At 71.8% G+C, this 18394-nt stretch carries 15 protein-coding genes; 6 read left to right on the top strand and 9 right to left on the bottom strand.

All coding sequences use genetic code 11. The features are described 5' to 3' along the window. Positions 1–115: 115 nt before the first annotated feature. The gene (gene cysS / locus K6T36_RS05660; RefSeq protein WP_222922985.1) at positions 116–1627 is read left to right on the top strand and encodes a cysteine--tRNA ligase; all 1512 of its coding nucleotides are present in this window, start codon (positions 116–118) and stop codon (positions 1625–1627) included. 15 nt (positions 1628–1642) lie between these two features. Here the strand turns inward: cysS and K6T36_RS05655 are convergent, their stop codons facing one another. From K6T36_RS05655 to K6T36_RS05645, 3 genes are all read right to left on the bottom strand, one after another. Beyond that, positions 1643–2632 (bottom strand): universal stress protein, encoded by a 990-nt coding sequence (locus K6T36_RS05655; protein WP_222922984.1) that lies wholly within the window; start codon positions 2630–2632, stop codon positions 1643–1645. A 109-nt stretch (positions 2633–2741) separates the two neighbouring features. Beyond that, positions 2742–3029, bottom strand: a complete 288-nt coding sequence (locus K6T36_RS05650; protein ID WP_222923372.1) for a DUF357 domain-containing protein — start codon at positions 3027–3029, stop codon at positions 2742–2744. A 156-nt stretch (positions 3030–3185) separates the two neighbouring features. Continuing rightward, a complete protein-coding gene (locus tag K6T36_RS05645) occupies positions 3186–3677 on the bottom strand; it encodes an Lrp/AsnC family transcriptional regulator (RefSeq protein ID WP_222922983.1) in 492 nt (163 codons plus the stop codon). Between the two features lie 244 nt (positions 3678–3921). Between K6T36_RS05645 and K6T36_RS05640 the strand changes: the two genes are divergently transcribed. The 3 genes from K6T36_RS05640 to K6T36_RS05630 all read left to right on the top strand — a co-directional run bounded on the left by K6T36_RS05640 (position 3922) and on the right by K6T36_RS05630 (position 8235). Next, positions 3922–6105, top strand: coding sequence for a universal stress protein (locus K6T36_RS05640; RefSeq protein WP_222922982.1), 2184 nt, complete (start codon positions 3922–3924; stop codon positions 6103–6105). Between the two features lie 111 nt (positions 6106–6216). Continuing rightward, positions 6217–7275, top strand: a complete 1059-nt coding sequence (locus K6T36_RS05635; RefSeq protein WP_222922981.1) for an NAD(P)/FAD-dependent oxidoreductase — start codon at positions 6217–6219, stop codon at positions 7273–7275. A gap of 675 nt (positions 7276–7950) precedes the next feature. Next, entirely contained in the window at positions 7951–8235 is a 285-nt protein-coding gene (locus tag K6T36_RS05630; protein ID WP_222608468.1) for a DUF7545 family protein, read from the top strand. Positions 8236–8268: 33 nt separating this feature from the next. Here K6T36_RS05630 and K6T36_RS05625 read toward each other — a convergent pair whose 3' ends face one another. The 3 genes from K6T36_RS05625 to K6T36_RS05615 all read right to left on the bottom strand — a co-directional run bounded on the left by K6T36_RS05625 (position 8269) and on the right by K6T36_RS05615 (position 12051). After that, positions 8269–9081 (bottom strand): ZIP family metal transporter, encoded by an 813-nt coding sequence (locus K6T36_RS05625; protein ID WP_222922980.1) that lies wholly within the window; start codon positions 9079–9081, stop codon positions 8269–8271. Positions 9082–9234: 153 nt separating this feature from the next. Further along, positions 9235–10392, bottom strand: a complete 1158-nt coding sequence (locus K6T36_RS05620; RefSeq protein WP_222922979.1) for a M24 family metallopeptidase — start codon at positions 10390–10392, stop codon at positions 9235–9237. A gap of 48 nt (positions 10393–10440) precedes the next feature. After that, positions 10441–12051, bottom strand: coding sequence for a uracil-xanthine permease family protein (locus tag K6T36_RS05615; RefSeq protein WP_222922978.1), 1611 nt, complete (start codon positions 12049–12051; stop codon positions 10441–10443). Positions 12052–12229: 178 nt separating this feature from the next. Between K6T36_RS05615 and K6T36_RS05610 the strand changes: the two genes are divergently transcribed. After that, the gene (locus K6T36_RS05610) at positions 12230–13546 is read left to right on the top strand and encodes an MFS transporter (RefSeq protein WP_222922977.1); all 1317 of its coding nucleotides are present in this window, start codon (positions 12230–12232) and stop codon (positions 13544–13546) included. A gap of 83 nt (positions 13547–13629) precedes the next feature. Here the strand turns inward: K6T36_RS05610 and K6T36_RS05605 are convergent, their stop codons facing one another. Next, the gene (locus tag K6T36_RS05605; RefSeq protein ID WP_222922976.1) at positions 13630–14586 is read right to left on the bottom strand and encodes a carbohydrate kinase family protein; all 957 of its coding nucleotides are present in this window, start codon (positions 14584–14586) and stop codon (positions 13630–13632) included. Next, positions 14583–15485, bottom strand: coding sequence for a sugar phosphate isomerase/epimerase family protein (locus K6T36_RS05600; protein ID WP_222922975.1), 903 nt, complete (start codon positions 15483–15485; stop codon positions 14583–14585). The genes K6T36_RS05605 and K6T36_RS05600 overlap by 4 nt, the downstream gene beginning before the upstream one ends. 70 nt (positions 15486–15555) lie before the next feature. Here K6T36_RS05600 and K6T36_RS05595 point away from each other — a divergent pair, with 70 nt between their 5' ends. Next, on the top strand, positions 15556–15927 hold the full coding sequence (locus tag K6T36_RS05595) for a DUF8048 family protein (RefSeq protein ID WP_222922974.1): 372 nt from the start codon (positions 15556–15558) through the stop codon (positions 15925–15927). 99 nt (positions 15928–16026) lie between these two features. Here the strand turns inward: K6T36_RS05595 and K6T36_RS05590 are convergent, their stop codons facing one another. Beyond that, positions 16027–18273, bottom strand: a complete 2247-nt coding sequence (locus tag K6T36_RS05590) for a histidine kinase N-terminal 7TM domain-containing protein (RefSeq protein WP_222922973.1) — start codon at positions 18271–18273, stop codon at positions 16027–16029. Positions 18274–18394: the final 121 nt, after the last annotated feature.

The following is an 18394-nucleotide window of genomic DNA, read 5'->3' as shown; positions in this document are numbered from 1 at the left end:
ATCCCGCCGGCGCCTCGCGTCGCCGCCGGTCGACTCGGTGTTCGACCCGACCCGACCTTCGACTCGACTCGATCTTCGACCGTTTAACACGGAGGACCGCGTAGCCGTGCCCGATATGGGTCTGTCCGTGACCAACACCCTGACGGGCGAACGGGAGGCGTTCGAGCCGGCCAGCGACGACGAGGTCCTGCTGTACGTCTGTGGGCTGACGGTCTCGGACGACGCGCACCTCGGGCACGCCCGGCTGTGGTTCCACGCCGACGTGCTCCACCGGTGGCTCGATCACCTCGGCTACGACGTGCGTCACGTCGAGAACGTCACCGACGTGAACGAGAAGATCGCCGCCCGCGTCGGCGAGCGCGAGGGCTGGGACACCGAGGCGGACGTGGCCCGCCACTTCACCCGCGAGGTCATCGAGGACATGCGCGGGCTCAACCTCAAGCGCGCGGCGGTGTACCCCCGGGTGTCCGAGCACGTCCCGGAGATCATCGGGCTCGTCGAGCGCCTGATCGAGTCGGGACACGCCTACGAGACGAACGGCTCCGTCTACTTCGACGTGACCAGCTTCGAGGACTACGGACACCTCTCGAACCAACGGCCCGACGAGTTGGAGGCCGACGAGGACGAGGACGTGCTCGCCGAGAAGCGCCACCCCGGAGACTTCGCGCTGTGGAAGGCAGACGGCGTGAGCGAGGACGCCGTCCGGGAGCACCGCAAACACGACCACGAGGGCGACCTCCCGACGGGCCAGACGTGGGAGTCGCCGTGGGGGGAGGGTCGCCCCGGCTGGCACATCGAGTGCTCGGCGATGTCTACGACCCACCTCGGGGACACCCTCGACGTGCACATGGGCGGCCGGGATCTGGTGTTCCCGCACCACGAGAACGAGATCGCCCAAAGCGAGGCCGCCACGGGTCACACGTTCGCCCGCTACTGGCTCCACAACGGCCTGCTGGAGACGACCGAGGACAAGATGTCCTCCAGCCTCGGCAACTTCTTCACCGTCGAGGACGCCCTGGACGAGTTCGGGGTGAACGTCATCCGGACGTTCTATCTGGGCGCGCAGTACCGCGGCGACCAGACCTTCTCCGAGGACGCGATGGCGGAGGCCGAGGAGCGCTGGGAGCGACTCGAACGCGCCTACGAGACCGCGGTCGACGCCTGCGACTCCGTCGACGCCCGCGCGAAGGCGACCGACGACGACCTCCGCGCGGCCGTCGACGACGCCCGCGAGACGTTCACCGCGGCGATGAACGACGACCTGAACGTCCGCGAGGCGTTCGGCGCGCTGCTGGACCTCGGGAACGCCGTCCATCGACACGTCGACGGCGTGGATTCCGCCGACGACCGCGCCGACGCCGGGGGCGCCTACGACTACCGCGGCCTCCGCCGCGCCGTCGAGACGTTCGAGGAGCTCGGCGGCGACGTGTTCGGGCTCGAACTCGGCCGCGAGGCCGGCGGCGACGTGGAACTCGTCGGCGACCTGGCGGAGCTCGTGCTCGACGTGCGCGAGGAGGAGCGCGCGGCCGGCAACTACGAGCGGGCCGACCGCCTGCGCGACGACCTGGAGGCGCTGGGGCTCACCGTCGAGGACGGCGACGACGGCCCGGAGGTTCGGTTCGACTGACGCCGAGTGCGACGCCTACTCCTCGGCCTTCGGTTCCGCTTCGGTATCCGCCTCCTCGTTTGCCTCTGCCTCCGCGTCGCCCTCGTCCTCAGCCAGGTCGCCGGCGGCCGCCGGGACGACCAGGACCGGTCGGTCGGCCCCGCGGATCACGCGCTCGGCGACGCTGCCGAGCACGATCCGTCGGATGCCCCCCCGGCCGTGGGTGCCGACGACGATCAGGTCCGCGTCGGCGTCGCTCGCGTACCCACAGATCGCGCGGCTCGGCTCCCCGCCGATCACCTCGCCCGCGGCCTCCACGCCGGCCTCGCGGGCGCGCTCGACCACGCGCTCGACGGCGTCGCCGGCGCGCTCGTCGAGCGCCCGCCTGACGGCCGCGATCGTCTCGTCGGTGAGCATCCCCCCGCCGACGTTCGCCACGGTGCCCGACTCGTCGACGACGCTGACGGCGGTCAGGCGTGCGCCCAGTGCGTCCGAGAGCGCGACGCCGGTCCGCTCGGCGGGCGCGGCCGCGTCGCTGCCGTCGGTCGCGAGCACGATCTCCGCGGCGTCGGTCCAGTTCGGGCCGTCATCGCCCGGTCGGTCGTTCCCGTGGACCACGAGCACGGGCACCTCGACCGTGCGCACGAGCTTCTCGGCGACGCTCCCGAGCAGCGCGCGCCGCGCCCCGCCGCGGCCGTGGGTGCCGATCACGAACAGGTCAGCGCCGACATCGTCGACGTACGCCGACAGCTCCCGGTGTGGGGTTCCCTCCCGGACGACCGGCTCCGCGTCGACGCCGGCCTCCCGGGCGCGCTCGGCGATCGCGGCGACGCGCTCGTCGGCCTCCTCGCGGGCCGCCCGGAGGTCGGGCAGTCGCTGACCGATGGCGAACGGGTCGACCACCGTACACGCGTGGAGCCGCGCGCCGAGGGCGGTCGCCAGCGACAGTCCCGTCTCGACGGCGGCCGCCGCGGGCTCGCTCCCGTCGGTCGCGACGACGACGTCCGCGAACTCCATGTCCTCCATGTCACAACGTTGTGTGGATCGAACGATAAATCCGCCGCCGGCTCCCGCGCTCGGGGAGGCCGTCGGCGTCCGGGGAGGCCGTCGGCGTCCGGGGAGGCCGTCGGCGTCGTCACTCCGTGGTGAACAGCTCGGTGTCGTCGGGGATCGCGAACAGCCCCATGCGGATGCCGCAGTCGAGCCAGCCGTAGCCGTAGGAGTACGACGCCAGCGCGTTCACCGGGTCGTCGTTCTCGCGGAAGTGGCGGCCGTCCTCGAGGTATGAGGCGGCCATCTCCTCGCACTCCAGGGCCATCCCGTGCAGCGGCGTCCCCTCGGGGACGGACACCTCCGCCGCCGCGAGCGCGTCCGCGAGCATCTCCCCGTACCGGGTCGTCTTCTCGTCGAGGTCGGCGGGCATGTCACGACCGATCCGGGCGACGCCCCCTGAGCGTGTCGCCATCGCGGCGACTCCCGAGCGCGACGGGACCGGACTGTCGCGTGCAGCCCCCCTCGGCGCGCGCCGGGATCGCGGCGGCGACCCGGCGTGAACGGGGTGGGCGCCTACCCCGTCCGATCACTGCTCGTCGGCTTCCGGGTCCTCCTCGGGGTCGAGGAAGCCGCGGTACGGACAGACGTGCTCGTCGCGGATGAGCTGCTCGTCGATGATCTCCAGCCCCAACTCGTCCAGCTCCCGGTTGATCCGGTCGAGGTCGTCGTGGTCGCGGCCGATCGCGTTCACGTACACGTTCCGCTCGCCGGTCATGATCTCCCGCACCGCCGTCACGCCGCGGATCTCCCGCGCCTTCCTCCCCAACTCGTCGCGCTCGGGAACGCGCGCGGTGCAGACGATCTTCGTGTACAGCGGGTAGCCCGCGAGGTCGTAGTCGATGTCGATGTGGTAGCCGCGGACGATCCCCGACTCCTCGAGCTTGTTGAGTCGGGTCCGGACCGTGCTCGCCGAGAGGTCGAGCTTCTCGGCGATGTCGCTCGAGGAGGTCCCCCGGGCGTCCTGCTGGAGGTAATAGAGGATGTGTCTGTCGACCGAATCCAGCTCGCCGTCCTTCATCTCTATCGTGGAGTGCTCCCGCCGACGCTTTAGTGTTCCCCGGTCGCCGGCGCGTGCGGCGCGCCTCTCGGCGGCGCGCTCGCCGGGGCACCGACCGACAGGATTGCAGACGGGAAACGAATAATCCATACCGATCGTTGACGATCCGTCAATAGAAGCGCCCCGTTTATCTGGTTCCGTCACGTAGGCGCGAACAAGCACCCGGGCCGTCCCGTGACCCGGACCGCCCGCCCCACACCTCACCATGAAGGAACTCGAACGAGACCTCGGTCTCCCGTCCGTCCTCGCGATCAGCATCGGCGCAATGATCGGCAGCGGCATCTTCATCCTCCCGGCGCTGGCGCTGGAGATCGCCGGGCCCGCGGTGATCCTCGCGTACGCGCTCGCCGGCCTGCTGGTGGTCCCGGCAGCGCTGTCGAAGTCGGAGATGGCGACGGCGATGCCGGAGGCGGGGGGAACGTACATCTACATCGAACGCGGGATGGGCCCGCTGCTGGGCACGATCGCCGGCGTCGGGACGTGGTTCTCGCTGTCGTTCAAGGGCGCGCTCGCGCTCGTGGGCGGGGTTCCCTACCTGCTCCTGCTGTTCGATCTCCCCCTCAAGCCCGTCGCGCTGGGACTCGCGGCGGTGTTGATCCTCGTGAACGTCGTCGGCGCCAAACAGACCGGCCGACTCCAGGTCGCCATCGTCGTCGTGATGCTGGCGGCGCTGGGCTGGTTCGCGGCCGGGAGCGCCCCGAGCGTCCAGTCGGCAAACTACGCGAACTTCCTCGGCTTCGGCGTCGAGGGCGTCCTCGCGGCGACCGGGCTCGTGTTCGTCTCGTACGCGGGCGTCACCAAGGTCGCCAGCGTCGCGGAGGAGGTCGAGGACCCCGGACGAAACATCCCGCTCGGGATCCTCGGGTCGCTGGCGTTCACCACGATCCTGTACGTCGTCGTCGTCGCCGTGCTGGTCGGCATCACCGACCCCGGCAGCGTCGCCGGCTCGCTGACGCCCGTCGCCGTCGGCGCCGAGCAGACGCTCGGCCGGGCGGGCGTCGTCGTGGTCATCGTCGCGGCGATGCTCGCGCTCGTCTCGACGGCGAACGCGGGCATCCTCTCGTCGTCGCGGTACCCGTTCGCGATGAGCCGGGACCAGCTCGCGCCGCCGTCGCTCTCGTCGGTCAGCGAGCGGTTCGGCACGCCAGTCACGTCGATCACGCTGACCGGCGCGGTGCTGCTCGCGCTCATCGCGTTCGTCCCGATCCTCGACATCGCCAAGCTCGCGAGCGCGTTCCAGATCATGGTGTTCGCGATGATCAACGTCGCGGTGATCGCCTTCCGCGAGGGGAGCACCGAGTACGAGCCGGTGTTCACCTCGCCGCTGTACCCGTGGGTACAGGTGTTCGGAACGGTCTCCGGCCTCCTGCTGTTGACACAGATGGGGACGATCGCGCTCGCGGGCGCCGCAGTCATCACCGTCGGCAGTGTCATCTGGTACTTCCTGTACGTCCGCCCGCGGGTCGACCGCGAGGGCGCCGCGACCGACGCGATCCGACGGCAGGTCAGCCGGGAGGCGCTCTCGGAGATCGAGTCCGCGCTCGCCGAACGCCCCGACACCAGGGAGGTGCTGCTCGCGCTCACGAAGGACCTCGACCCGGAGCGCGAGCGGGCGCTGGTCGCGCTGACGGCGGATCTCGTCCGCGAGGACGACGGCCGCGTCGTCGCCGTCCGGTTCGAGGAGGTGCCCGACCAGGCGCCGCTCACCGAGAGCGTGACCGCCCAGTCCGACGCCGACCGGTCCTTCGAGACGCGGATGGGCGCGCTCGCCGACGAGCTCGGCGTCGACATCGAGGCCGACGAGATCGTCAGCCACGACACGAAACACGCGGTGGTCAACTTCGCGTCCCATCGGGGCGTGGATACGATCGTCGCCGAGCACGAACCCCTCCGGGTCCGCTCGCGGCTGTTCGGCGACCCGATCGACTGGGTCGTCAGGCACGCCCCCTGCGACGTGCTGCTGGTCGACAACCTCGGCTACGACGACCCCGAGCGGGTCGTGCTCTCGGGCGACGTGGGCCCGTACCCGCCGCTTGCAGTCAACGTCGCGGAGGCGGTCGCCGCCGCCAACGGCGGCGAGCTGTCGCTGTGGCAGCCGGCGGCCGGCGACGGCTCGGACAAACAGCGACGGCTCGTCGAGGACTACCGTGCGGAGCTGGCCGAGCTGGTGTCGGTCCCCGTCGGCACCGAGTCGGTCCGAACCGACGGGGGCCGCCCGCCGATGCCGGACCTGCTCGTCCGCCGGGGCGCCGACCACCGCCTCCGCAACGCCCTGCTCGACGAGCGTCCGGAGTTCCCGAACCCGGGCTGTACGACCGTCACCGTCTACCCCCACGAGTCCAGTCGCGTCGGGCTGACTCGCCGGCTGGTCGAACGGGTCGCGTTCTGACCGGACGCGCCCCGGAACACGTTCGTATTGTTTCTATTGTACAATACTGTTGTCCGCGGTCCGAGCACGACAGCACAACGTACAAACCCCGTTCGACCCTACCGACCGGTAATGACGGACACCGACGATATCGTCGAACATCGCCCGCTGATCGTCGCCGGGACCGGCTCCGCCGGTCTGACGGCGGCGATCTACGCGGCCCGGTCGAACAACGAGCCGCTCGTGTTCGAGGGCGACGAGCCTGGCGGCCAGCTCACGCTCACCTCCGAGGTCGAGAACTTCCCGGGATTCCCCGAGGGGATCAACGGCGCGGAGTTCATCAACAACGCCAAGGAGCAGGCGAAGCGCTTCGGCGCCGACGTGAAGAACGGCATCGTCGAGCGCGTGGACGACTCCCAGCGACCTTTCAGGGTCGAACTCTCCAACGGCGACGTCTACACCGCCGACGCCGTCATCGCCGCCTCGGGCGCCTCCGCCCGGACGCTCGGGATCCCCGGCGAGGACGAGCTGATGGGCTTCGGGCTCTCGACGTGTGCGACCTGTGACGGGGCGTTCTTCCGCGGGGAGGACATGCTCGTCGTCGGCGGCGGCGACGCCGCGATGGAGGAGGCCAGCTTCCTGACGAAGTTCGCGGACACGGTGTACATCGCCCACCGCCGCGAGGAGTTCCGCGCCGAGGACTACTGGATCGACCGCGTGATGGACCACGTCGACGAGGGCAACATCGAGATCATGCGGAACACCGAGGTGACCGAACTCCACGGGAGTGCCGAGGCGGGCGTCGACTCGGTCACGCTCGTGCGCCACCCCGAGGGACACCCGACCGACAAGCTCGACGACCCCGACACCGAGGAGTGGGAGTTCGAGGTCGGCGCGGTGTTCTACGCCATCGGCCACACGCCCAACACCGACTACCTCGCGGACACGGGCGTCGAACTCGACGACGACGGCTACCTGAAGACGGTCGGCGGCACCGGCGGCGGCCAGACCGCGACGGGAGTGCCGGGGCTGTTCGGCGCCGGCGACGTGGTCGATTACCACTATCAGCAGGCCGTGACTGCCGCCGGAATGGGAAGCAAGGCGGCCATCGACGCCGACGACTATCTGGAGGACCTGAAGCGCGAGGCGGCGGCGCAGACCGAGGAGGAGCCGGCGGCCGCGGACGACTGAGAACCTCTTTTCTGACGGGGGTTTCCTCGGTCGCTCGCTTCGCTCGCTCCCTGCGGGAACCCCCGTTGAAAACCCGTTCATGCCAAAACTGCCGCTCGCTCGCCAGCCTTCGGCTGGCTCGCTCGCGGTACAATACATGGGACCAGTAGGTTGGCGCGCGCCGGCCGCGGTCCGTCGCGGCCGGTAGCGCGCGAGGGACGAGAAGCGCAGGGAGCGAACGGAGTGAGCGAGCCGAGCATCGCAGGCGGCTGGGGAGGCTCACGTGAACGGAGTGAACGTGAGTTCGTCGGAGCTTGCTCCGACGTAAGCGAGGCTGCGATGGGTGGGAATGGAAGGGGCCGCGGTTCTCGACCGTCGAGACGACGGAAGCACCGGAGCGCGAACGGAGTGAGCGCGAGGAGCGTGGTTCGAGACGGCTCCGCCGTCTCGTCATCACGAAAGACGCGAAGCGTCTTTCGAACGACAGCGAGTCGCAGACGTCGAGAACCGCGGGGGCTTCCGGAGTGCTCAGGGTCGTCTGCTCGTTACCCACTGAGAATACGTCGAGAACCGCGGGGGCTTCCGGAGTTTCCATCGCTGCGAACCTCCCCGACCCACAGCGCACACCGACGACACCCTCGCCGACCGAGTATCCATACCCACGGACCTTTACGTCAGCCACGCCTCGCCCACGCCATGGTTGGAACTGAAACCTACACAGTCACCGGACCGGACGGCGACAGCGACGAGGTCGACCTCCCCGAGGGGCTCGTCGACATGCTCGCCGAGCAGGGCGAGAACCCCAGCGAGGTCATCAGCGACGTGGTCCTCCAGGCGTTCGCCCAGCAGGCCCACGCCATCGCCCACCACAGCGAGGGCCAGCCGCCCCAGGACGTGCTCGACATCAACGAGAAGGCCGAGGAGCTGTTCGAGGAGCGCTTCGGGCAGAGCCTCTCGGACGCGATGGGCCACTCGCACTAACGCGACCGCCTCGCCACGGATCCCGTTCTCGCGCTACACCGACGTGACCGCCAGCAGCGGCACCATCGCGCCGATCCCGACGAGGACGCCGGCGACGAGCTCGCGTTTCCCGTCGCCCGCGAGCCCCTCGCCCAGCTCCAGCGCCTCCGGGATGAACTCCGTGAGCACGAGATACACCATCGCGCCCGCGGCGAAGCCGAAGCCGACCGGGAGGAACCGCTCGGCGAGCGTGACGAAGTAGAACGCGATCACCGCCCCGACCGGCTGCGGGAGGCTGGAGAACACCGCCCACCACACCATCCTCGGCGGCGACACGTCCATCGAGCGCAGCGGGATCGACACCGCCACGCCCTCGGGGACGTTGTGGATCGAGATGGCGACGGTCATGAACACCGCGAGCAGCGGCACCGCCGTGCCGAACACGAGGAGGCCGCCGGGCGTGTCGAACCCGAGTTCCGCGAAGGAGACGCCGACGGCGACGCCCTCGGGGAAGCTGTGGACCGTCAGCACGCCCAGGATGAGCAGGAGCTTCCGGTAGTCGGCCTCCTCGTACTTCCGGGGATGGACCTCCACGTCCTCGATCACCTCGTGGGCGACGACGACCAGCAGGACGCCCGCGGCGGCGCCGACGCCCAGCTCCAGCGGCCCGCCGTACGCGAGCCCCTCGCTCACCAGCCCGAACAGCGACGCGCCGAGCATGATCCCCGACGCGAGCCCCCACAGGACGACGTTCCAGCGGTCGCCGATCTCGTCGACGAGGAAGAAGGGGATCGCGCCCAGTCCGGTCGCGAGCGCGGTGATCAACCCCGCGAGGAACACGAACGCGTACGCGCCGGCGTCGACCATACGGGGGCTAGCCGGGCCGCGGACATAATTCTCACGTCGTTGACTATTTTCGGCCGACCGAAACCGACGGATCGGGCGACCCCGAACACGTGCGGGTGATCGTCGAGGCCGTCGGTCGCGGGGCCCAGTTCAGAAATCAGTCACGTTCCGGGACTACGCCGTCTTCCAGTCGCGGTCGGTCCGGTTCAGACGGACGCAGCCGTCGTCGGTGACGACGACCAGGTCCTCGACCCGGACGCCGAACTCGTCGGGGAGGTAGATCCCGGGCTCGACGCTGAACACCATTCCCGGCTCCAGTTCGCGCTCGCCGCCGGCGACGACGAACGGCTCCTCGTGTACGTCGAGGCCGACCCCGTGGCCCGTGCGGTGGACGAACTCCTCGCCGTAGCCGGCCTCCTCGATGACCTCGCGGGCGGCGGCGTCGATCTCGCCGGTCGTGACGCCCGGCTCGACCGCCTCGACGGCCGCCTCCTGTGCCTCGCGGACGACGCGGTGGACCTCGCGGAAGCCCTCGGGCGGCGACGCGTCACCGAACACGAGCGTGCGCGTCTGGTCGGACGGGTAGCCGTCGACGCGGGTGCCGAAGTCGAGGACGACGGGATCGCCCGCCCGGATCACGCGGTCGCCGTGGGTGTGGTGGGGCATCGCGCCGTTGGGCCCCGAGCCGACGATCGTCTCGAAGGAGACGTCGACCCCGCCGTTGGCGACGAGGCGGTCCTCGATGTGGCGCGCGAGCTCCGTCTCCATCATCCCGACTACGTCGTCGCCGTCGGCCCGGAGCTCGCGGATCACCGCGTCGGCGGCCTCGCCCGCGCGGCGGAGCGCGGCGACCTCCGCGTCGTCCTTGATCACCCGCAGGTCCGCGAGCACCTCGCTCGCGAGCCCGAACGTCGCCCCCGACAGTACCTCGCGGAGGTCCTGGGTGAACCGGGCGTGCATGGTGTCGTCGACGAGGACGTGCGGGGCGTCGTTCGCGAGCGCGAGGTCGGCCGCGACGGACTCGACGGCCGCGACGGGGTCCTCGTCGTCGCCCCACGTGCGCACGTCCGCCACGGCCGACTCGGCGCGCACCTGCTCGCCGGACAGTTCCGGGACGAGGAACACCGGGTCGGCGTCGGGCACGACGAACAGCAGGAAGTGGCGCTCGCTGGGATGCTCGCTGTAGCCCGTGAGGTAGCGGAGGTTCGTACTCGGGAACAGCACGAGCGCGTCGCCCTCGCTGCCACGGAGGCGGTCGCGGGCGGCGTCGAGGCGGCGGGCGTACGGCGCATCGTCGGCGGACGGGGCGTCGGGGGCGTCTGCGTCGGTCATGTGTGGCGATCCTCCCGCCGCCGAGTTGAACGCGTCGGAGCCGGCCGCTCAGTCCGCCCGCGTCGCCTCGGTGTCGTCGCCGCGGACGAACCGGTCGTACGCCGACAGGAAGTCCTCGTCGGCCTCGGCGGTGCGCGCCCAGTCGGCGAGCCCGCGCTCCTCGTCGGTGCCGGGGATCACGTTGTCGAGGGTGAACGCGACGATCCCGCCGACGCTGATGCCGGTCGAGCCGACGACGAACACGGTGTTCGCGACAACCTCGGCGCCCAGCGCCGGCCCGAGGACGGGCACTGCTGCCATGCTCTGTGCGAAGAAGGCGGCGCCCCCGACGCCGTCGGGCGCGGCGGCGGCGACGTTCGAGAAGTACTCCGGGACGAACAGCCCGGCGAACAGCGAGACGCCGAGCACGAAGAGGTTGCGCTGGGAGTCCAGGTCGACGTACTTCAGGTTCGAGAGGCCGACGCCGACGATCTGGCCGAACATCGCGACGTACAGGCCGCCGACCACGGGGTCGGGGATGCTGGCGATGAGCGCGCCGAACGGGCCGAAGAAGCCGACGACGAGCATCGCGGCCGCGCCCACCTGCACGACGTAGCGGGAGGCGACGCCCGTGAGCCCGATGGCGCCGATGTTCTCCGAGTAGGAGGTCGAGCCGCCCGCGCCCATCAGCCCCGCGAACACGTTCGCGACCCCCTCCATGCCGATGCCGTGGGTGATGCGCTTCTCGGAGGGCGCGCCCACGCCCGAGAGGCGCGCGACGGCGTGGTAGTCGCCCAGCGACTCGATGATCGACGCGATCACGCCCGCGAGCATCCCGACGACGAAGCTCGTCGTCACCTGCGGCACGCCCCACTGGAGCGGGTAGATCGCGACCGCCAGCGGCGCCTCGAACACGGGCTGGAGGTCGACGAACCCCGGCGTGTCCGGCGCGTACACGCCCGCCGCGGACAACGCCAACGCGACCGCGTAGGCGACGACGATGCCCAACAGGACGGGGAACAGCTGGAACGCTCGCGCGCGGTTGCCGAGGAACTGCGAGAAGAGGGCGATGAGCCCGAACGTGAACAGGAGCAGCGGCCAGTTCTGCGTCGCGCTCGCGACCTGCGGGGCAGTGAACAGCGTCAGCCCGATGAGGACGATCACCGGTGCGATCACGACCGGGGAGAAGTAGCGCCGCAGGCGACCCACGAGGCCCAGATAGCCGATCGCGACCTCGAACAGGGCGGCGACGACGATCGCGCCCTGCAGCTGCAACAGGGCGGCGCGCCACGCCTCGACCCCGCCGCCGGGCGGGTTCGCGACGACGACGCCGACGATCGCCAGCGCCGGCGCCAGCATCGAGAAGGGCGCCCCCTGCACGATCGGGTAGCGGTTCCCGAGCGTCGTCTGTGCGAGCGTGGCGATCCCGGAGACGACGAAGAACGTCCCGACGAACCGCGGGACGAACTGGTCGGGCATCCCCATCGCGCCCGCGAGGATCAGCGGGACGGCGATGTTGGCCCCGACCATCGTGAGGTAGTGTTGGAACCCCAGCCCCAGCGACTGCAGGAACGGCGGCCGGTCCTCGATCCCGTAGGTGATGAGCGATCCCCCGTCTCCGCCTCTGTCACCGATATCGTCGCCGACATCGCGACCCTCGGCGTCGTCGTCCCCGTGCATTTGCTCGCCCGTTCGTGTTCTCCGTCTTCACCCTGCCGTTCTCGGGAGGCTCCTGTCGGCCGGCTGACCCGGCCATCGACGATCCGGCTATCGACGATCCGGCCACCGCCGACCCGGATCCGGCGGCGTCGCCGTCCGGTGGCGGAAGGGATTTGTCGCCCCCGGAACACTCCCGCCCGTGGATCGCGCCCGCCGCTGGTTGGTCGCCTGGGGACTGGGGTACGCCGCCGTCGGCGGCGCCTCCGTGCTGGTGCCGCTGTACGCGATCGCGTTGGACGCCAGCCTGGCGTTCGTCGGCCTCATCGCCGCGACCGCGGCGCTGGTGGGCGTCCCCGGCGCGCTCGCGTGGGCCGGCCTCGCGGCCCGGACGCGCCGCCGGCGGCCGTTCGTCCTCGTCGCGCTCGGCGCGACCGCGGTGGTGCTCGCGCTCGTGCCGCTGGCGACGACGCCGGTGGCCGTGTTGGTGCTCAACGCCGCACTATGGTTCGTCGTCGCCGCCGCGGTCCCCGTCCTGAACCTGATCGTCGTCGAGGGCGCGCCCGTCGACGACTGGGACGGCCACATCGCCTCGCTGAACGCCTGGCAGGGGTACGGCTGGGTCGGCGGCCTGCTCGTCGGCACCGCGTGGACGCTCGCCGTCCCCGGGTTCGGCGTCGACCCGATCGCGGGCCAGCGCCTGCTGTTTCTCGTTCTCGCGGGCGTCGCGGCGGCGGCCTTGCTGCTCGCTCGGGCGTGGTACCCCGAACCGTCGACCGTCTCCGCCGAGCGCTTCCGCCGGGTGTACGCCCGACTCCCCCACGCGAACTGGGGCGCCGGGCGCTACCTCCGCGCGAGCCTCTACGGCCCGGCGCGGATCTTCTGGGAGCTTCGTGCGCTCCGGAAGGGGTCGGGATCGCGACGGACCGGCAGCCGGATCCCGATCCCGCTCGCCGGCTTCTCCGCGTCGCTGCGGCGGTACGTCCTCGCGGTCGTCGTCTTCTCGCTGGGGTTCGCCGTCTTCTGGGGGCCGGTGCCGGCGTTCCTCGCCGAGCGCGTCGACGACGGGGCCGTCTTCGGCGTCTACCTCGCGGGCAACCTCGGCTCGGCGGTCTGTTACGGGCCGGCGGGTCGACTCGCCGGGCGGTACGCCCCGCGGGTCGTGCAGGCGGGCGCGCTCGCCGGCCGGGGAGCCCTCTTCCCCGGCGTCGCGCTCGTGGGCGTCGTCCTCCCGGCGGCCGCGCCCCCGGCGCTGGCGGGCTATGCGCTCGCGTTCGGGCTCATCGGCGCGACGTGGGCGTTCATCGCGGTCACCACCGCCGGCATCGTCAGCCGTCTCGCCGACGAGTCGACCCGCGGCGCCGCCCTCGGCGCGCAGGCGGCGGCCGCGGGGCTCGCGACCGCCGTCGGCTCCGCCCTGGGAGGAGCGGTCGCCGGCGCCGCGGGCTACCTCGCGACGTTCGCGCTGGGTGCCGCGCTGGTGTTCGTCGGATTGGCGGGCGTCGTGCTCGACCGATGAGGGCGGCCCCGCCGGCCCCGTCGACCGCACGGGACCGTCGACCGCGCCGGCCCTGTTGACCGCGCCGGGTTACCGAACGCCCGCTATCGATCGCCCTCGCCGTCGAGGAACGCCTCCACCTCCGCGCGCGTCGGCAGTGCCGCCATCGCCCCCTGCGCGGTCGTCGCGCGCGCGCCCACGGCGTTCGCGAACCGCAGCGCGTCCGAAAGCGACGACCCCCCGTCGAGCGCCGCGATCGCGCCGGCGGTGAAGGCGTCGCCCGCGCCGGTCGTGTCGACCACGTCGGCCTCGAACCCTGGGTGCTCGGCGTGGCCGGCGCCCCACGGCGCGTCGGCGGTCGAGCGTGCGTACGCGCCCGCCGCCCCGCGGGTGATCACGGCGGTGTGTGGCCCGTCGGCGACGACGCCGGAGGCGAGCGCCTCGGCGGTCCCCTCGTAGCCGGCGGGGTCGAGGTCCTCCGCGGAGGCGACGAGCACGTCCACGTCCGGGAGCGCCCGCGCGAGCGTGTCGGCGTAGTCGAACTCACGCCACAACGACGGGCGCGCGTTCGGGTCGAACGAGACGGTAGCGGCGTCGGGGACGCGGTCGAGTAGGTCGAACACTGCCGAGCGTGACGGCTCGTGGGCCAACTCGACGCCGCCGACGTGGATCCAGTCGAGGTCCGCGAGCGTCGCGTCGTCGACGGTCGCGGGGTCGAGCGCGGCCGCGGCAGTCCCCTCCAGGTACAGCGAGAACGACCGCTCGCCGTCGGCGTCGAGCGCGACGAGCGCGAGGCCGGTCGGCGCGTCCGGGTCGCGCTCGACGAACGTCTCCGGGATCCCCTCCCCCCGGAGCGTGTCCGCGAGGAAGTCGCCGAAGCCGTCGTCGCCGAGGCGGGTCCACAGCCCCGGCGCCTCGCCGAGGCGCGCGAGCCCGACGGCGACGTTCGCCGGCGCGCCGCCCGGGTGGCGGGCGTACGCGTCGGCGTCGCCGAGGTCGCCCGCCGAGGCGGCCGCCGGGTGGAGGTCGACGATGCACTCACCGACGACGAGGCGGGTCATTCGCCGCCCTCCGTGTCGCCGTCGCGGTCGGCGTCGCCGCGGCGACCACCGTCGCGGTCGGCATCCGCGCGGCGCGCACCGTCGCCCTCGGCGTCCGTCTCCCCGTTCTCGGCGGCCGCCGAAAGCGACTCCTCGATCCGATCGAGGCTGTGGCCGAGGTACGCGGCGTCGTGGGTGAACACCTCCGCCGAGAGCGTCCCCGTCCAGTCGTCGGGGAGCGCCCGGAACAGCCGCTCGAAGTCGACGAACCCCGACCCGATCGGGAGGTGCTCGTCGTCGGCGGTGCGCACGTCGTTCAGGTGGAAATGCGAGATGCGGTCGGCGCGCTCCTCGATCAGCGCCGCGATCCCCCCGTCGTCGCGGCCGTCGACGCGGGCGTGGCCGGTGTCGAGACACATCGACACGTCGGTGCGGTCGAGCAGCTCGCCGATCCGGTTCGTGTCGAAGCGGCCCTTCGGGACGTTCTCGGCGACCAGCTCCACGTCGCGGTCGGCGGCGTATGCGTCGAGGTGGCGGACCGACTCGACGATGTGATCGCCGACCGACTCGTCGTCGTGGGCGGGCGCCCACGCGTCCGTCGTCGGGTGCATCGTCGCCTTCGTCGCGCCCAGGTCCGAGGCGAGATCGAGGTGCGCCTCAAGCTCGGCGACGGCGCCCGAGCGGACCGCGTCGAATGGGGAGCCGGGGTCGATCGACCCGAACGGGAGGTGGACCGTGCAGCCGACGCCGTGGTCCGCGAGCGCCCCGCGAAGCTCCTCGCGACGCGGGGCGAGTCGGTTCCGGGAGCCCGCGCCGTCGAGCATCACCTCGACGTAGTCGTAGCCGTGGTCGGCGGCCGTCCCGACCGCCGCACGGGGGTCTATTCCCACCTGGGTGACGAATCCGATGTCCGCGTCCATACCGACCGTAGCGGCCGTCGACACTTCGACCCACCGCATCGCTCATGCCGCCGCGGCCCCCAGCGGGGGTATGGACGAGCTCGGTCCGCTCGCGCCCCACGTCGCGGACGCGGCGGCGACCGCCGACGTCGACGAGTCCGCCGTGCGGGAGACGCTGACCGCGATGCAGGCGGACATCCGCGCGTACCCGGGGGTCGCCGACATCGTCTTCGAGTACCGGCGGGCGTTCGAGTACGACCCCCTCGTCCGTCGCGACGGACGGACGTACTTCCTCCTCGTTCCGCCGCACGTGTGGCGCGAGTTCGCGGCGACGCTCGACGCGTCCGCGGCCGTTCTCGCGGCCGCCCGGGCGGCCCACGACCGGGCGTTCACCGCGGGGACGGAGTTGGGACCGGAGGACCGCGGCGACTGGGAGCCGCTGGTTTTCGTCGCGTCGTCGTAGCCGGTCGCCGTCGCGTCGGTCGCCGCCGTGGTCTGCCGTCGCGTCGGTCGCCGCCGTGGTCTGCCGTCGCGTCGGTCGTCGGCGCCGTTCTATCCGCTGTCAGCCGTCGGTCGACGGCTGCGGCCCGGCCGATCCCCCGAACGGCCCCGCGTCATCGGGCCCCCCGTCGGTCCGCTCGGGGGCCGCCCTGGCGACGCCCCACGGGTCCATCTGCTCGATCGACGACGCCGTCTCCGACTCCGCGTCGGCCGCGCGAAGACGGATGACGACGACCGTTCCGATCTCGTCGATCGGCTCGGCGGCCGCGTCGTCGGCGGTCGCGTCGGCGCCGTCGACAAATGTGAGTTCGCCGTCGACGCCGTCGACGATCCACCTGACGAGCCAGAGGCCCAGCCCGCTGGCGTGGCGAAGCTGCGTCTCGTGACCCGACTCGACCGCCTCGCGGTCCTCCGCGGGGATCCCCGGGCCGTCGTCGGCGATCCGGAGTTCGACCGTGTCGTCGCCGTCCGACAGCGAGATCGCCACGGCCGGCCGGTCGCCGTCGTGGTGGCGAGCGGCGTTCTCCACGACGTTCCACACCGCGGTGGCGAGCAGCTCGTCGGCGTACGCGATCGTCTCGTCGGCGTCGACGGTGACCGTCATCCCCGAGAACCGCTCGCGGGCGCGGTCGGCCACCTCCCCGACGACGCGGGTCACGTCCACCGGGCGGCCGCCGTGGTCCGTCCGCCGAAGCGTCTGGTCGACGCCGCGGACGCGGGTCCCGAGCGAGGCGAGCCGTTCTGCCGACCGTTGGATGCGCTCGGCGTACTCGGCGGCGTCGCCGCCCTCGGCCGCGATCACGTCCGCGTAGCCGTGCACGACGTTGAGCTCGTTGCGGAGGTCGTGCCGGAGGACGCGCGTCAACACGCGGAGGCGCTGTTCGTAGCGGTCCCGCTGGGTCTCGTCGCGGAGGGTGAGCAGGTAGCCGCCGATGTGCGGGTCGTGAAAGCGGTTGACGCCGACGCCGTCGAGGACGCGCCAGCCGCCGTCGCGGTGTTCGACCCGGAAGGAGACGCGGACGCGCTCGCCCGGCCGGCCGAGGCTCTCCGCGAACGGCTCGGCGACCGAGCGACGGTCGTCCGGGTGGATGTAGTCGGTGAACACCCCGCCCTCGAGCCGTTCGGGATCGTACCCGAGCACGGACTCGACGGCGGGGCTGATGTACTCGAGGACGCCGTCGGCGTCCGCGACCGCGACGACGTCCTGCGAGTGCTCGACGTACGCCCGATAGCGTCGCTGCATCTCCGTGCGCTCGGTCACGTCGCGGAACACGAGCAGCCGGAGTCCCTCGCGCCCGAGCGACTCAGAGGTCGCCTCGAAGTACGTCGGATCCGCCGGCGGCCCCCGTCGGGACGCCCCCGGGTGACCGTCCGATCCGTCGGCGGCCCCGTCGAGCGCGACCTCGGCGTCGTCGCCGTCGAGCAGCCCCGACGAGACGACGGCCTCGGGCAGCACGCGCTCGGCGTCGGCGCCGACCACGTCGGGGCCGAGTTCGAACGCGTCGCGGGCGGACGGGTTCGTCTCGACGACGTGGCCGTCGTCGTCGATGACGACGACCGCGTCGTCGAGCCCGGCGAACACCGTCTCGTGTGCGACCGACGCCACGTCGAACAGGTCGTACCTCGCCATCGCGACGAGCAACAGCAGGCTCACCACGCCGAAGCCCAGCGGCGTCGCGTCGAACGGCGGCGCCCACGAGGGCCGGAGCACGAACAGCGTCGCGGTCGCCACCGGCGTCGCGGTTCCCGCACACAGCACGGCCGCCTGCGTCCGGTAGGTGCCAGACGAGCGAACCGCGACCCGCCCCAGCAGCCAGACGAACGCCGCGCCGGCGAGCATGCCGTACCCGATGTGCGCGAGCAGCGCCGGACCGGGGTCGGGAACGAGCACGGTCGCGCCGCCGACGCTCCGTGGCGCGATGGCGGCGAAGAAGACGCCGCCGGGGTTCACCACGGCGACCGCGCCGGCGACGGCGGGTTCGACGGCGAGCGCGGCGACACGCGGCGGCGTCAGCCATCCGTCGTGGCCGGCGTACGCGATCGCGAACAGAAGCGACGTGGTGACAACGGGCGTGGCGACGAGCCACTTCAGCTTGAGCAGTCCCGCCCCCGAGGACGTGGTCCCGGCCGCCAGCTGGAGGGCGAACACCGTCGCCCACACCGCGACGAGCCCGAGGGTCGCGGCGATGGCGGCGCCGGCATGATCCGTTCGCTCGCGGGTCCGCAGATACGCGAGCCCCCCCGCGCCGGTCGACACCACCGCGGAGCCGACCGCTGCGGCGACGAGGAGTTCCAGATCTGTGACCATACCGGTGAGTGTATCCGGGTGACTTGAGACTGAACATAAAGTCAGCTACTGAATTATCAGATCGGATTCCCACCGACGGGCCGCAGTCATGTTAATTTCGTGAACTGTCTTTCCGATACCG

The organism is Halobaculum roseum, assembly GCF_019880245.1.
GTDB lineage: Archaea > Halobacteriota > Halobacteria > Halobacteriales > Haloferacaceae > Halobaculum > Halobaculum roseum.
Note: the sequence above shows the minus strand (reverse complement) of the source record. Positions and strands in the feature narration are given on the sequence as shown.

Bases quoted from the DNA above. Each gene is read 5' to 3' on its own strand.
- cysS (WP_222922985.1), top strand. From the start codon at position 116: ATGGGTCTGTCCGTGACCAACACCCTGACGGGCGAACGGGAGGCGTTC.
- K6T36_RS05630 (WP_222608468.1), top strand. From the start codon at position 7,951: ATGGTTGGAACTGAAACCTACACAGTCACCGGACCGGACGGCGACAGC.
- K6T36_RS05615 (WP_222922978.1), bottom strand. From the start codon at position 12,051: ATGCACGGGGACGACGACGCCGAGGGTCGCGATGTCGGCGACGATATC.
- K6T36_RS05650 (WP_222923372.1), bottom strand. From the start codon at position 3,029: ATGCCCGCCGACCTCGACGAGAAGACGACCCGGTACGGGGAGATGCTC.
- K6T36_RS05595 (WP_222922974.1), top strand. From the start codon at position 15,556: ATGGACGAGCTCGGTCCGCTCGCGCCCCACGTCGCGGACGCGGCGGCG.
- K6T36_RS05655 (WP_222922984.1), bottom strand. From the start codon at position 2,632: ATGGAGGACATGGAGTTCGCGGACGTCGTCGTCGCGACCGACGGGAGC.
- K6T36_RS05590 (WP_222922973.1), bottom strand. From the start codon at position 18,273: ATGGTCACAGATCTGGAACTCCTCGTCGCCGCAGCGGTCGGCTCCGCG.
- K6T36_RS05605 (WP_222922976.1), bottom strand. From the start codon at position 14,586: ATGACCCGCCTCGTCGTCGGTGAGTGCATCGTCGACCTCCACCCGGCG.
- K6T36_RS05635 (WP_222922981.1), top strand. From the start codon at position 6,217: ATGACGGACACCGACGATATCGTCGAACATCGCCCGCTGATCGTCGCC.
- K6T36_RS05640 (WP_222922982.1), top strand. From the start codon at position 3,922: ATGAAGGAACTCGAACGAGACCTCGGTCTCCCGTCCGTCCTCGCGATC.
- K6T36_RS05620 (WP_222922979.1), bottom strand. From the start codon at position 10,392: ATGACCGACGCAGACGCCCCCGACGCCCCGTCCGCCGACGATGCGCCG.
- K6T36_RS05645 (WP_222922983.1), bottom strand. From the start codon at position 3,677: ATGAAGGACGGCGAGCTGGATTCGGTCGACAGACACATCCTCTATTAC.
- K6T36_RS05600 (WP_222922975.1), bottom strand. From the start codon at position 15,485: ATGGACGCGGACATCGGATTCGTCACCCAGGTGGGAATAGACCCCCGT.
- K6T36_RS05625 (WP_222922980.1), bottom strand. From the start codon at position 9,081: ATGGTCGACGCCGGCGCGTACGCGTTCGTGTTCCTCGCGGGGTTGATC.